At 60.2% G+C, this 14,690-nt stretch carries 12 protein-coding genes and 1 tRNA gene; 10 read left to right on the forward strand and 3 right to left on the reverse strand.

Translation table 11 applies throughout. The features are described 5' to 3' along the window. Window position 1: 1 nt before the first annotated feature. The 5 genes from VB672_RS06605 to VB672_RS06625 all read left to right on the forward strand — a co-directional run bounded on the left by VB672_RS06605 (window position 2) and on the right by VB672_RS06625 (window position 3,943). Entirely contained in the window at window positions 2-973 is a 972-nt protein-coding gene (locus VB672_RS06605) for a carbohydrate ABC transporter permease (protein WP_329783384.1), read from the forward strand. Beyond that, on the forward strand, window positions 970-1,794 hold the full coding sequence (locus VB672_RS06610) for a carbohydrate ABC transporter permease (protein ID WP_329783385.1): 825 nt from the start codon (window positions 970-972) through the stop codon (window positions 1,792-1,794). Before VB672_RS06605 ends, VB672_RS06610 begins: the two co-directional genes overlap by 4 nt. An 18-nt stretch (window positions 1,795-1,812) precedes the next feature. Beyond that, window positions 1,813-2,946, forward strand: a complete 1,134-nt coding sequence (locus tag VB672_RS06615) for an ABC transporter ATP-binding protein (protein WP_329783386.1) — start codon at window positions 1,813-1,815, stop codon at window positions 2,944-2,946. A 217-nt stretch (window positions 2,947-3,163) separates the two neighbouring features. After that, on the forward strand, window positions 3,164-3,724 hold the full coding sequence (gene ruvX, locus VB672_RS06620) for a Holliday junction resolvase RuvX (protein ID WP_329783387.1): 561 nt from the start codon (window positions 3,164-3,166) through the stop codon (window positions 3,722-3,724). 145 nt (window positions 3,725-3,869) lie between these two features. Further along, a tRNA-Gln gene (locus tag VB672_RS06625) sits at window positions 3,870-3,943 on the forward strand. Between the two features lie 269 nt (window positions 3,944-4,212). On the opposite strand, the gene VB672_RS06630 is transcribed toward VB672_RS06625, so the two are convergent. Further along, window positions 4,213-4,416, reverse strand: coding sequence for a hypothetical protein (locus VB672_RS06630; protein ID WP_329783388.1), 204 nt, complete (start codon window positions 4,414-4,416; stop codon window positions 4,213-4,215). A gap of 852 nt (window positions 4,417-5,268) precedes the next feature. Between VB672_RS06630 and VB672_RS06635 the strand changes: the two genes are divergently transcribed. Beyond that, a complete protein-coding gene (locus tag VB672_RS06635; RefSeq protein WP_329783389.1) occupies window positions 5,269-6,174 on the forward strand; it encodes a calcium-binding protein in 906 nt (301 codons plus the stop codon). A 248-nt stretch (window positions 6,175-6,422) separates the two neighbouring features. On the opposite strand, the gene VB672_RS06640 is transcribed toward VB672_RS06635, so the two are convergent. Next, window positions 6,423-6,896, reverse strand: coding sequence for a hypothetical protein (locus VB672_RS06640; RefSeq protein WP_329783390.1), 474 nt, complete (start codon window positions 6,894-6,896; stop codon window positions 6,423-6,425). A gap of 1,025 nt (window positions 6,897-7,921) precedes the next feature. Between VB672_RS06640 and VB672_RS06645 the strand changes: the two genes are divergently transcribed. Next, window positions 7,922-9,130 (forward strand): polysaccharide lyase family 7 protein, encoded by a 1,209-nt coding sequence (locus VB672_RS06645; protein ID WP_329783391.1) that lies wholly within the window; start codon window positions 7,922-7,924, stop codon window positions 9,128-9,130. Window positions 9,131-9,171: 41 nt separating this feature from the next. Here the strand turns inward: VB672_RS06645 and VB672_RS06650 are convergent, their stop codons facing one another. Continuing rightward, the gene (locus tag VB672_RS06650) at window positions 9,172-9,498 is read right to left on the reverse strand and encodes a hypothetical protein (protein ID WP_329783392.1); all 327 of its coding nucleotides are present in this window, start codon (window positions 9,496-9,498) and stop codon (window positions 9,172-9,174) included. Window positions 9,499-10,269: 771 nt separating this feature from the next. Between VB672_RS06650 and VB672_RS06655 the strand changes: the two genes are divergently transcribed. The 3 genes from VB672_RS06655 (at window position 10,270) to VB672_RS06665 (ending at window position 14,081) form a co-directional block, all read left to right on the forward strand. Next, complete coding sequence (locus VB672_RS06655; protein ID WP_329783393.1) at window positions 10,270-12,015, forward strand: cache domain-containing protein; 1,746 nt, start codon at window positions 10,270-10,272, stop codon at window positions 12,013-12,015. 216 nt (window positions 12,016-12,231) lie between these two features. After that, entirely contained in the window at window positions 12,232-13,212 is a 981-nt protein-coding gene (locus VB672_RS06660; RefSeq protein WP_329783394.1) for an ABC transporter substrate-binding protein, read from the forward strand. A gap of 143 nt (window positions 13,213-13,355) precedes the next feature. Then, the gene (locus tag VB672_RS06665) at window positions 13,356-14,081 is read left to right on the forward strand and encodes a Crp/Fnr family transcriptional regulator (protein ID WP_329783395.1); all 726 of its coding nucleotides are present in this window, start codon (window positions 13,356-13,358) and stop codon (window positions 14,079-14,081) included. Window positions 14,082-14,690 lie beyond the last annotated feature (609 nt).

A 14,690-nucleotide genomic window follows, 5' to 3' on the forward strand; every position in this document is an offset into this window, starting at 1 on the left:
CATGAGCGGTGCCGTCGCTGAAGCCGGCATCCCCGTGCAGGGCCAAGTTCAGGGACGCCGCTCGTCCCTGACGCGCTCGCGCATCAGGGCGGCGTGGCTGTTCATTGCGCCGAGCCTGATCGTCGTCGCGCTCATCGCAGGCTGGCCGCTGGCGCGGACGATCTGGTTCAGCTTCACCGATGCCGACCTCAACAACCTGAGCGACTACGAGTTCATCGGCCTCGAGAACTATCTCGCCCGATACGATGACGAGTGGTTCGGGATCCTGACCGAACCGGATTGGTGGCATTCCGTCTGGAACACCCTGTGGTTCACCGTTGTCTCGGTCTCTCTCGAAACCGTGCTCGGCCTCATCGTGGCGCTGATCCTCAACGCGGCGTTCCCGGGCCGCGGCCTCATGCGGGCGATCATCCTCATCCCCTGGGCGATCCCCACCATCGTGTCGGCCAAGATGTGGAACTGGATGCTGCACGACCAGTTCGGCGTCATCAACGATCTCCTTCTCCGCATCGGCCTGATCGCAGCGCCCGTCACCTGGACGGCCAACGCCGACACGGCGCTGTGGTCCGCCGTCATGGTGGATGTCTGGAAGCACACCTCCTTCATGGCCCTGCTCATCCTGGCGGCTCTTCAGATGCTGCCGCAGGACATCTACGAGGCCGCGAAGGTGGATGGGGTCTCCCCCATCCGCGTCTTCTTCCGTGTGACGCTGCCGCTCATCAAGCCGGCGCTGCTCGTCGCGGTGATCTTCCGCTCCCTCGATGCCTTACGAGTGTTCGATCTCATCTACGTCCTGACGTCGAACTCGAAGGACACGGCCTCCATGTCCGTCTATGCGCGCCAGCAGCTCGTCGATTTCCAGGAGGTGGGGCTGGGTTCCGCAGCATCGACCCTGATCTTCCTCATCATCGCGCTGGTCGTGGTGATCACGCTCGCGGCCGGGCGCGTGCGGCTCGGGGAGGATCCGCGATGAGGCTTCTCGCTCGGACCGGTTTCTGGCTGCTCGTGATCGTCATCGCGTTCTTCGCGCTGTTTCCATTCTACTATGCGATCGTATCGTCCTTTCGCTCTGGCAATGACTTGTTCTCGGTGGTCTACCTTCCGGAACGCCTCGATCTTTCGAACTACGTCGCCGTGTTCGAGCGCCAACCCTTCGGCCGCAACATCCTGAACTCGGTCGTCGTGTCGGGCTCCGTGGTGGCTCTGTCGCTGGGATTGGGGATCACGGCGGCTTACGCTTTCGGGCGAATCGCCTTTCGCGGCCGATCTCTGCTGCTGATGACCATCTTGGCCGTCTCCATGTTTCCGCAGGTCGCCGTGCTCGCCGGCATGTTCGAGCTGATCCGCAGCTTCGGCCTCTACAACACCCTGCCTGGCCTCATCCTCGCCAATCTCATGCTCACCCTGCCGTTCACGATCTGGGTGCTCACCACCTTCATGCGCGAGCTGCCGAAGGAGATCGAGGAGGCGGCCTTCGTGGACGGTGCGACCCCATGGATCGTGGTGCGGCGCGTGTTCCTGCCGCTCATGGCGCCCGCCGCCGTGACCACGGGCCTTCTCGCCTTCATCGTCTCATGGAACGAGTTTCTCTTCGCCCTCACCTTCACGCTCACCAACGAGCGCCGCACCGTACCGCCGGCCATCGCCCTCATGAGCGGCTCGACCGCCTATGAGCTGCCCTGGGGCACCATCATGGCCGGCTCCGTCATCGTGACCATTCCGATCATCGCCCTGGTGCTCGTGTTCCAGCGCAAGATCGTGGCGGGGCTCACGGCAGGCGCCGTGAAGGGGTAGTTCAAGGAATGCTGTGCCATGGCTGATGTCGTCCTCAAGAACGTGCAGAAATCCTTCGGTCGGGTGAAGGTCATCCACGGGGTCGACCTCGACATCCGCGACGGGGAATTCGTGGTCTTCGTCGGCCCGTCCGGCTGCGGGAAATCGACCCTGCTGCGCCTGATCGCGGGGCTGGAGGACATCACCGCGGGCGAACTCTTCATCGGCGGCGAGCGCGTGAACGAGCTCGTGCCCGCCAAGCGCGGGATCGCCATGGTGTTCCAATCCTATGCGCTGTATCCGCACATGAATGTCTACGACAACATGGCCTTCGGCCTGGAGCTGGCGAAGTCCTCGAAAGCGGAGATCGACCGCAAGGTGCGCGAGGCCGCACGCATGCTGCAGATCGACACGCTCCTCGACCGCAAGCCGCGGCAGCTCTCCGGCGGGCAGCGCCAGCGCGTCGCCATCGGCCGCGCCATCGTGCGCGACCCGAAGGTATTCCTCTTCGACGAGCCGCTCTCGAACCTCGATGCGGCGCTTCGCGTGCAGACCCGTATCGAGATCGCCAAGCTCCACACCGATACCCGCGCCACTATGATCTACGTGACCCACGACCAGATGGAGGCGATGACGCTTGCCGACCGGATCGTGGTGCTCAACGCAGGACGGATCGAGCAGGTCGGCACGCCGCTCGAGCTCTATCACCGCCCGGCCAACCTGTTCGTCGCCGGCTTCATCGGCTCGCCGCAGATGAACTTCATCGAATGCCAAGTGGCGGGCGTCGGGCCGAACGAGGTGCTGGTCAGCCTGCCCAGCGGCGGCACCCTGTCCGTTCCTGCCATGCCGGACAGCGTCCGGCCGGGCGAGGCGGTAACCCTCGGGGTGAGGCCCGACCATGTACGCGTGAGCGCTCAAGGGTCACTGACCGGCCGGGTCGAGCTGGTGGAGGAACTGGGCGAGAACCATCTTCTCTATGTGAATGTGGGTCAGGGCCGCCGCCTGACCGTTCGCGAGCCGGGCGATGCCCGGCATGAGGCCGGGTCGACCGTCGGCCTCGATCTCGCCCGCGAGTTCTGCCACCTGTTCACGCGGGCTGGCGAGGCCCTGCCGTCTCGCGCCGGAACTAGCCCGGCGCCCTCGTCGCCCGATCTGACGAGCAGCGTGGCATAAAGTACTCACTCTTGTCGTGACCGTCCCAGGACTTGATCCATGGATCAGTCCCGACCATCCCGATCCTGTGAAGCGCCGCCGATCAGTCGATCGAGATCACCGGCACGAGGCCGGTGACGACGTGATGGGCATTGGAACCATTTCACACGTCAACTCGACGCCGGGCGACTTCCCCTATACTGGCTGGGATCCGGCAGGCGCGACGAGGAGACGGGCCATGATTTCAAATGACGACGAACTGGTCGCCTTCGTCGACGGCCTGGCGCCGCGGGCGCGCCTCATGGGCCTCGATCTCGGGACCAAGACCATCGGGCTTGCCCTGTCGGACGTGGAGCGGCGGATCGCAACGCCACTCGAGACGATCAAGCGGGTGAAGTTCACCCCCGATGTGGGCCGCATCAAGGACCTCGCCGCGCGCTACGAGGTCGGCGGCTTGGTCTTCGGCCTGCCGCTCAACATGGACGGAACGGAGGGGCCGCGCTCTCAGGCGACCCGCGCCTTCGTGCGCAACATGAAGCCGCTCCTGCCCCTGCCGGTGCTGTTCTGGGACGAGCGCATGTCCACCATGGTGGTGACCCGGACCCTCCTCGACGCGGATGCCTCCCGGGCCAAGCGGGCCGATGCCGTCGACAAGATGGCGGCCGCCTACATCCTTCAGGGCGCCCTCGACCGCTACGAGCGGATCGCCGCCGATGCAGAGGCGGCCGAGGACGAAGCCCGCCTTCGATCCGGCCTTGGGGTGGACACACCCCCGGGCGGCGGCGCTTTGGACGCATAGCCAAGGCTCCGATCCGGCCCGATTTCAAGGCTTGACGAGGCGCCAAAAGCCCCCTATCTCAGCGCCAACCGCGACGCCGGCTTCAAATCCTGCCTGACAAGCTGAAAGATGCTTAAGAAAAGGCGCAGGATTTCAATGGCTTCGTTGGGGGATAGTTTAATGGTAGAACAGCGGACTCTGACTCCGTTAGTCTTGGTTCGAATCCAGGTCCCCCAGCCACTTGAAATAATTGAGAAATTCTAATTTCAAGCAGTGTACCGGCAAGGCCGCGTTGCAGTTTCCTCCACAATAGCGCGATGATATTGAAGATCGACCCGGGATCTGCAGCATCACAGGTTCGATGGCTGCCACCGATCGCGGCAGTTGCATGGCATGATTGTCTGTCATCTTCCTGGAATCGGTCACCAGACTCGTGTTCTCATATCGCGAAGCTCTTCCCGTCAGGGTTGGCGAATCCTGCCAGCCCCAAGGCGGCTGAATTCATGATCTCACCACTGAAGAAGTAAGCACAGCACTACCTCTTCGGAGCGATAGGCAATACCGTTGCGGTATGCTACTTGTTCGAAGCGAGTATGCGGGATGCGTGAATGGCAACGAGGCACATAGAACGAGCCGGAACCAATTGGCGTGAATTCAGGCTTGTAATCGTCCTTGGCGCGGTGGTCGGAATAGCGTTCGGCATCGTAACGCATGCGTTCTCTCCCGAGCCCGTCATCGTGGTGGCGAAATCGAAGGCACGCCTGTAGCTCCAGCCTCGTGTCGGTATGACTACGCCTGGAGGAAGCAGAGTTTCCCTATCGATCGATTTTTTCGCAAACTGTCACTTACCCGACAGACGAATGGGTGTGCGATCGCTAAACAAGGACAACCGGCCTTGACTTGCCCCTACGGGCCGGCACTTGGAGCGCCCCTTGAGACGACGGGCGCTCTTCTTTTGATCCCTGTTCTGCGGATCTGATCCCATCCAGCCTTGCTTGCATTCGCGTCGTGAAGGCTTAGCGGCTCTTTCGCGTCCGTTTGAGCCGGTTCGAGCTCGTGGCAGCAATAGCAAACGAGAGCGGGAGACCGCGACAGGGACATTGGGGCACGAGAGGCTGATCGATCAAGCCAACAGATGTGTCTTCATCTCAACTTCAATCGAAACGGTGCAACATGGCAAAAAGACACTGATCTTTCGAGAGATGGGTTGGGCCATCGCATCGAGCGTTTCATCGCTTCGCCACGGGAGTGATTGGAGTCTTGATTCAGGTCGAGACAGAAGTTCGATGTGATCGCCGCACTCCTCCCGCGATCACATCAGCGGGAGTAACGGAGACAGTTCCCATCTCTTTTCATCATATTGCACCGCGATAATACCTTTTGATTAGGAACAAAGGATTACGCGAGAAATTCATAGGCGATGGAAACGATAAAGAACAAGCCTACGCTTGGAGTGGCCTGCACTTCACAAATAGAACCTTAGCCTCGCACAAGCTCGACTTTACTCGTCGTTTTCTTGTTTGCCATGCGTATTCACATAAACCCTCATAGCAGGACCATAACCAATGGCCATTTACAACGGAACGGCAGGAAACGACAGGATCGGCGGAACCAGCAACTCCGACACGATCAACGGATTGGCGGGCAATGACATCCTGCTCGGCCTTTTAGGGCGGGACAATATCTTCGGCGGCGATGATTTCGACCGCATCGATGGGCAGGACGGAAACGATCTTCTCAGTGGCGGAAATGGAATTGACTTCATCGCGGGTGGCGACGGTCGAGATCGAATCTTCGGCGACGACGGCAGTGACCAGCTGATTGGTGAACTCGGTAACGACACGATCTTTGGCGGTTTGGGAGACGATTACGCAGCTGGCAATCCAGGCAACGACCAACTCTTCGGCGGTGACGGCAACGACTTCCTCGTCGGCGAAAGCGGGCGAGACCGTGTGCGCGGAGAAAATGGCGATGATTTCGTCGCTGGCGGCGATGACAACGACACCGTCAGCGGCGGCGATGGGGACGATCTCGTGGATGGGGACCTCGGGAACGACGAGCTTTACGGCAATGCCGGAGTCGATGTCCTGTTCGGTGATCGGGGCGATGATTACCTGAGTGGGGGAGCTGGTGCCGATGCTCTTTGGGGAGGCTTGGGAGCGGATCGGTTCGTCCTTCAAGATACCACGGATACCGGAACCACCGAGGCCGACGCAGACTATATCGGTGATTTCTCGTTTGCCAGTGGCGATCGCCTCGATCTAAGGAGGATCGATGCCAATGAAGGCCAATCGGGAAATCAGGCCTTCACATTCATTGGCACGGACGCGTTCACGGCGGCAGGTCAGCTCAGATACACCGTTAGCGCGGGCGACACATTCGTTAGCCTGAACACGGACGCGGACACAGATGCGGAAGCCGTTATTCACATCGAGCAACTGCGTGCGAACGCGAACTGGTTCCTGCTCTAAAAATACGGCGGATATCCTCTGGCCCGTGACTTCCCGACGTCACGATATGGCCTTCTGATGCGCTAAGACATCACAGCAGGAGCGCCACTGGATCGTAAGGGCGCTCCTGCTTCTTGTTCAACGTCAAGATGCCTTACGGCAGTCGAACTTGAGAACAAGGAGCAAACATCACATGAAGAGAAGCGTGGGCATTTGCATTGTCACAGAATGGCCACGTATCGATCTGCCATGACGGCATGTGCCAAGGCTCAACTGGCTTGGACGGGTTCAAAGGTGCTCCTGAGTGGGTGCGGATTCCAATCTCGATCGCGAACCCGCGTCGCCCCTGTCTGCCTGGACCACCTTAGCTCGAAATGCTTGGCCGCGTCTTCGTCCTTGAATCCAACCACGCCCCAGCCGCTGCGGAACTGATGAAAGTCGTAAGGGGCACCCTCCCCTTCGAGCCAGCGGATGACTTGAAGCCGAAGCGCCCTCCTGCTGTCGTTCCAGACGTCCCAGTCATGGACGAGACAAACATAAGGCCAGAGCCTGGCATAGGCTTCGATTTCGTAGCAGGTCGACGAAGCCAGCTCCTCATCACGGATCGTCGCAACGATGCCCCTTTTGATTGCCTCCAGATCTGTCACGTCTCCCTCATCTTCGAAGTTGCGCACTGCAATCGGGCTGGATGTCAGCACCGCAGAATCATAGACATACCTCACCAGGGGTAAACGAAGGGTCATTTAGGCGGTTCCGGCAATAGGCCAATTGCATGGCGGGGCACTTGCCCTAGAGGCTCGGAACTCAGGCTTTTTTCGGGCGGACTGAATGTCCCTTGGACCACGATCCGAGCAGCGGCGGCACCACAGAATGGTCCCACAACGTCCGAAGCGAAGCCGCATTCCCGCCAAGGTTAACTTTTAGTTAAGGATCTCCCGTAGGGGCAAATACGGGTCGGGGCCGCGTCTGAATCCATAAAATGGATCAGGCGCGGCTATTCTCGTCCACTCGCCGTTGGCATGCCCCGGGCGGGAATGCTCCAGAGAACACCGTTCCCGGACCGACGCGTTTTCCGCCGGCCCCCGCAACACATCCGTTCGCGGGCAGCCTCGTAGCCTTGCGAGCGAAGCGATGCCTCCGACGGGGTAGCGCCTATCCTTTATCTCTCTTGCCGCCTTTGAACGCTGATCATCACACGCCGTTTTCCCCGCAAGGTGGCTAAATTCAACCGTGTGAGTTCGAAATGCGTTTGTTGTCGCTTACGGTGTTCACTTTCACTGTCCTTGTCTCCCTGGACGCGTCATCGGAGCCCGGAAAATGGGCTTCGACCACGGAGGGAAAAGCCCGATGGGATGCTTGCTACCGGGAAACGAGACTGAACTACAAAACCTACAGCCTCTCGCTCGCCGACTACCGACAATCGATCAAGGCAGCCCGTCAGGCTCATATGAGAATCTGCATGACTCGAGCGAATCCGCCTGCTCCCGTGCAGATCGCCGTACCGACCGATCGGAATCCGGAAACGGCCCTCGTCAGCTGGGCCCGCAATCCCTGAGCAATTTCTGACGGCGAACCGGATCCGTTTCGCCGTCAGGGAACACGACACATCGAGAAGAGAGCTACTTCCACGCCAAGGAAAATTGCTCTAGCTTGCCGGAGCAAGCCATCAGGGTAATTCTGTTGCCTCAGTAACCATGTCCAATGGACAGACAGGCTGGAACAATCCTGATGCCCTAAGCTGCATGCTTTCGGATTCGGTGTGTTCTCCATGGCTCTCAACCCGCAGGCTGCTCCAAGTCGCAACTTCAACCTGTTGAACTGGAAGATCGGCCTCCCAGTCGACGTGACCGGGGGCTTCACAGGCAAATCGCGTGAGGTGAAGAGCCTCACCGGGTACGAGCATCAGAAATACTTCTATACCGCCGAGGATGGGGCCATGACGTTCATGGCTCCCGTGGAGGGTGCCACCACGAAAGGCTCCAAGTTCGCCAGATCCGAACTGCGCGAGATGAGTGGCACGGAACGAGCGGCCTGGAGCCTCGCCACAGGCGGCGTCATGTCCGCCACGCTGAAAATTGATCATGCTCCGATCAAGTTCAACGGCATGCCCGGCCGGATCGTCGTGGGACAGATCCACGGCCAGGATGACGAACTCGTCCGTCTCAACTGGGAGAATGGCAAACTCTATTTCGTCAATGATCAGGCGGGTTCCTCCAACAAGGAAACGAAGTTCTATTTCCACAATGCCGAAGGCAAGCAGCCGTACGTGTCCCTGAACGAACGGTTCTCCTACACGATCAGCGCGAAGGCAGATCAGCTCGTCGTGACCATCAAGGCAGACGGCCAGACCTATAAGTCGATCAGCAAGATCAACAGCGTGTGGCAGTCGGATGCCTTCTACTTCAAGGCCGGTACCTATCTGGGCGTGAACGAAACTCAGGGTACCGGCTATGGGCAAACCTCGTTCTACGCCCTGTCCATGTCACACAAGGACGTGTCGAAGGCGAGCCTCCGGAAGGCTTCCGCAACAGCATTCGGAGGCGATGCCGGCGACAACACGCTGCACGGAAAAGCCACCGACGACACCCTCAATGGCGGCTCCGGCAACGACGTTCTCTATGGCGGCCGGGGGAAGGACGTTTTCGTGTTCAACGCCAAACTGGGGACACCCGCAACAGATCGCGCGTTCAACTTCGACACGATCAAGGACTTCAGGTCCGCCGACGACACCATCTGGCTCGACAACAGGATCTTCAGAAAGCTTGGTCAAGCGACGTCTTCCAAGCCGGTTCAACTGCAGGAAGAATTCTTCGTCCTCGGCTCGCGCGCGAAAGACAAGGACGACTACGTTCTGTACGACAAGACCTCAGGCGTCCTGTCTTACGATCCCGATGGATTTGGCACCAAGGCTCCTGTCGAATTCGCGCGACTGAAGCAGGGCACGGCATTGACGCACCAAGACCTGTTCGTCGTTTAGGGCCGGCGAGATCACCGGCATCCCGCAATGCATGGTGCAGCCTAGTCGCGAGAGGCTGCCATTTCCCTCGAACCCCTCGACGGCTCAAGTCGGAGCCGGCGCTCCAAGTCTTCGATCTGCCGGGCTACGGCGTTCAGGTTCGACCGGACGACGAACAGGTCCGAGGCAGACACTCCGGACGGACTGATCGGTTTGACCGGATCGAACTTGGGTTCCTGCTTCCGGCCATGATCGATCTGTCGGCCTTCTCCGATCATCCAACGCCAGATGGCGCGAATAAGCCACGCGATGAGCAAAAACAGCATAAGCCCAGCAGCGAATCCAATGCCGAGCGTCACAACAGAGCCGAGTTGATCGCTTCCGTCCATCAATACCCCCAAAGTCCAGTGGCGGGCATCCGTAGTCAAAAACTCAGCTTTTGTCAGAGGAAAAATAAGACTCGAGAAACGAAGAGGCTCGACCGGCAAAATAGGACATACGCGAGGCCGGTCGCCGCGGAACGGACCCTGCTCGTTATAACAGAGCTTGGAGCACAATTAGGGCGGATCGACGTCTCTGGACGCTCGCCTCAAGCCGGAAGTGCCAAGGAGATCCGAGGGGGTAGCGGGTTCTAAGTAAGAGGTGGTGGCGGCGATAGGCGGCAAACGGCTTTCGGACAGCACAGACCAAAATTATACTTTTGATGTACGTAGAAGCCGCAAAATTCGGCTTGCCCGATCATGAGCGCGTGAATAACCTCCCTCGACAAGAAAAAGGGCCGCAAGAATGCGGCCCGAAGTTTAGGGAGGAAACGCCCAAGAAGGGCGAGCAGCATGGCAACGCCAATCACCGTGCTGCATTGCAATAAAGTACTTTGTGCATTGAAAAGCAGCAAGCACAAACGGGCAGCATCGCTGCCTTTCTCTTTTTCTGTAGCTCTCTTGCCACACTCGGCGCGCCTCCTCTCGAAAGATCGAAAGGGGACACGGGAACAAATCACTGGCGGGGCACCAAGCCCGGCCTCATAATCGACAGCATGCGGCCGCTTTGGATCGAGGGCTTTCGATGACCGCTGTGCCTTCCGTCTTGACGCATCGCATGCATCCTGCCCTCACGTTTCCGGTAGACCTCGGGCGAGAGTGGCCGAGGCGCATCCTGCTATGACCAAGCAGCGTCTCCGGTTCAGCGGGCTGTTTCAAAAATATTTTCTCGTGCTGTATCTCGCCGTGGTCCTTCCCCTCGCGACCAATGGCGTCAGCGAGGCTTGGTTCAGCTATCGCGACCAACGGACGACCCTTGACCGATTGCTGGCTCTCGAGGCGAAATCCGCGGCCGCGAAGATCCAAGGCTTTCTCGACGGCATCACCAATCAGCTCGGCTGGCTGATCCAACTTCCCTGGACCGAAGAGCCCGACGAGCGGCGGCGGATCGATGCCCTGCGCCTGGTGCGGCAGGTGCCTGCAATCGTCAGCCTGACCTTGGTCGACGGCGCCGGGCGCGAACGGCTGTACGTGTCGCGCATCGGTCTGAACCGTGTCGAGAGTCGTGTGAACCGCTCTGCCAACGAGGCCGTCTCCGGAGCCCGTTCCGGCCAGCTCTGGTATGGCGAAGTCCGCTATTATCGCGATTCCGAACCGTATCTGACGGTTGCGATGTCCGGCAATCGCCCATCCGTCGGCGTGGTCGTTGCCGAAGTGAACCTGAAGCTGATCTGGGACGTGATCTCGGCCATCAAAGTCGGAGAGACAGGCTACGCGTTCGTCCTGGACGATCCGGGCCGGCTCATCGCTCATCCGGACATCAGCCTCGTGCTGCGAGGAGCGGACGAGGCCACGCTCGCGCCGTTTCGGGCAATTCGGGATCTGATCAGACGCACCGGGTCGGATGTTGCCACGGGCCAGGATGGTGAGGGGCAGGCCGTTACAGCCGCCGTCGCCCCGGTCGCCGGTCCTGACTGGACGGTGGTCGTCGAGCAACCCCTGTCGGAAGCCTTCCGGTCCATTTACGCCGCGCTCTGGAGAACGGGAGGCCTCCTTCTCGCCGGTGCCGTCTTCGCAGGCCTGTTGGCCTATGTCCTGGCAAGCCGGATGACCGAACCGATCCGGAGGCTCGAGGAAGGAACCGAACGCATCGGCGCCGGACATTTCGAACACCGTATTCACATCGGAACGGGCGATGAGTTCCAGCGCCTTGCGGAGAGCTTTAACACCATGGCGGCCGAACTCGCCGTCTCCCAGGAGCGGCAGGAGCGGATCTCCAAACTCAAACGGTTCCTGGCCCCCCAGGTCGCCGAACTTGTCGACCGCAAGGGCGATGACGGCGTGCTCGAGGGCCGCCACACCGAGGTGGTGGTTGTGTTTTGCGACCTGCGTGGGTTCACGCCGTTCTCGGCGAAAGCAACGCCTGACGAAGTAATGAACGTGCTCTCGGAATATTACGAGGCTCTTGGCCTGATCATCACGAAATATGCCGCGACGCTGACGAGCTTCTCGGGAGATGGCCTGATGCTGCTGCTCAACGCTCCCGTTCCGATCGAGGAGCCGGCTCTCCGGGCGCTCGACATGTCGGTGGAGATGCAGCAGAGCGTGCAGCGGCTCATCGTGCGCTGGAGCGAGCGCGATCATCGGATCGGGTTTGGAATAGGCCTTGCCATGGGCCCTGCCACGGTGGGGCGGATCGGGTACGAAAGCCGGTTCGACTATACCGCCATCGGTACCGTCGTGAACCTTGCGGCCCGCTTGTGCGCCTCGGCGGCGGATGGAGAAATCCTAGCGGATGTCGCCATCGCCGAGGCCGTGGAGGGCAAGCGCGACATAGTCACATTGGGCATGCGTCCCATCAAGGGATACGACGAGGAGCTGCCCGTGTACGGCATGCCCTTCGAGGAGCCGCCGCACGCAGGCTGAACTGGTGTCACAAAGCACAAACGCGGCATAGCGCCGCTGAGCGCCAGGGCCGGAATAGGCGGAAATTCCGCTCCATTTCGGGATGCAAGCATTAGGGTTATCATGCCCCGGGCCTGTCGGGTTCATATGAGCACATCGAGGTGACTGCGCGATGGCTGCTGGAAGCAGAACGGACTTCGGACTTCGACTCCTCTCGCGCCTATGGACGCGGATTGCATGAGGCGGCGTGATATTCTCACCATGATCGGCAGTGCGGCAGCACTGACGCTCCCATTGCGCGCTCAGCCGCTGACGGTGCCCCTGATCGGATACCTTGGTCCGGAGACGCCGGAGCCTTTCGCCAGCCGCCTCAAGGCCTTCCATGAAGGCCTGGCCGAGAGCGGATGGGTCGATGGTCGCAATGTGGCGATCGAGTATCGGTGGGCGCGCGGCCAGTACAATCGACTGCCTGCGCTCGCGGCAGACCTGGTCAGCCGGAAGCCCGCCGTCATTGTCGCGGCAGGTGGCGCTCCCGCGGCCCTCGCGGCGAAAGCGGCAACCGCCACGACGACGATCGTCTTCGAGATGGGCGGCGACCCTGTAGCGCTCGGAGTCGTGGACAGCCTGTCCCGGCCAGGAGGCAACCTCACGGGCGTATCGAGCCTGAGCGTGGAAGTTTCCCGCAAACGCCTCGAATTCATGCACGAGCTGCTCCCGTCCGCGACCGCCTTCGCCGTTGCTGCCAACCCGACGAGCCCGACCGCCGATTCCCAATTGAAGAACCTTCATGCGGCAGCGGACGCTCTGGGGGTGCGCCTTCACGTTCTGACCACCAGCGACGAACAGGAGTTCGACGCAATGTTCGCGTCGGTCTCTCAGCTCGGTGTCGCAGGGCTCGTGTTTACGTCCGATCCCTATTTCGCATTCAGAAGCCAGCGCCTCTCCGCGCTGGCTTCTCGCTATGGCGTTCCTGCCATCACGCAATCACGCGACTTCCCGAATGCAGGCGGCTTGATGAGCTATGGAGGGGATTTCACCCAATCGCATCGCCGTTCCGGGATCTATACCGGACGGATACTCCACGGCGAGAAGCCCGCCGACCTGCCGGTTCAACTGGTCACGAGAGTGGAACTGTTCCTCAATTTGAAGGCCGCCAGCCGACTCGGTGTGACCGTTCCGCCATCGCTGATCAGCAGCGCGGATGTGGTGATCGAATGAAGACTTCGAGTGTGCGGCCGGAGACTCGTTTGCATTAACTCCGACGGATCTGTTCCCGCAAGCACGCCGCTACGGAGCGTATTCAGCAGCCTTGGCGCACCGGTTGTGGTAGAATGGCCCCTGTTCAGAACAGGACCTTCGCCATGGCACAGGTTCAGATGAACAGCCCTCACCGATCCAATCGGCTCCTGGCCGCTCTGGGTGAGGAGGATTTCGGGTATCTGGAGCCACATCTGAACCTGATCGAGCTTCAAAGAGGCCAGGTCGTCTATGAGGCGGGAGAAGCGATCCGTCATACCTACTTCCCGCATAATGCCGTGGTCTCTCTCGTTACCGTCATGCTGGACGGGAAATCCGCCGAGATGGCCACTTTCGGATGCGAATCCCTATTCGGCCTTGTCAGCGCCTTCATCTCCCGCAACTCGTTCGGACGCTACATCGTCCAAATATCAGGAACAGCATCCCGCATCGAGCTCGACCTGATGCACGATGCCTTCAGGGCACGTCCCATGGTCCAGCAGCTTGTTCTGAGCTTTACGGAGGCTCTGCTGGCGCAGACGCTCCAGAGCGTTGCCTGCAACGCCACGCACGGCGTCGAGGCCCGCTGCTGCCGCTGGATCCTCAGCACGCGCGATCGCTGGGGCTCGGATGAGTTGCCCCTGACGCATGAATTCCTTTCGGAGATGCTCGGCGTCCAGCGCTCGACGGTCAGCGCCGTCACACGCTCCCTGCATGAAGCCGGTCTCATCAATCAGAGCAGAGGCGCTATCACCATCGTCGATCGACGAGGCCTCGAGGAAACGGCCTGCGAATGCTACGACATTATCCGCAAGAAATTTGCACAACTCCTGCCCGGCTCCATCGAATAGAACCTTCGGACGAGACGGTTGACATGCCGGCCTGCCGCCACAGGTAAGACTGCCTGTGTCGCCCCTGCAATCGAGCCGTGCCTTGACCAAGCGAACGCTCAACCGCACCGCCCTGCCGGACCATGTCATCGACAGGGGGCTGATCGCCGCGGCCGTGGCAGCGGCCCTGACGGCGTTCCTTCTTTGCTGTCAGCTCCCGTGATGGGATTGGGACCATCTGGCGGTCGAATTCATCCGTGGCGGTCACACATCGATGATGCTCCTTCTCTTAGCTGGCGCATCGTGTGAAGAACCGGGTCCACTTTTCATTGGCGTGGCCCTACAGAATCGCACAATGCGCTTTGGTGGTAGATTTTCGCGTCACAGCCCATGAAAAACTCCATTCGTCAAAGTGACTTTTTGAACTTTAGTCGCAGCTGAGAGTGCTGTCCCGCAATCCTCCATAAAGGATGGAGCGAAAGTAGTTCCTCTTTTGCTCTGCCTTGCTCCCGGGGACATGGGTTATCTGATCGGCTATACTCTCCAAGTGAGCCAATACTCACCATGTGAGCAGTGCCGATGCGTCGTTTGACCCATGCTATACTGGCCTTAACTGTCCTCGCCTCAGGC

This window comes from Microvirga sp. CF3016 (assembly GCF_036314085.1).
Taxonomy (GTDB): Bacteria; Pseudomonadota; Alphaproteobacteria; order Rhizobiales; family Beijerinckiaceae; genus Microvirga.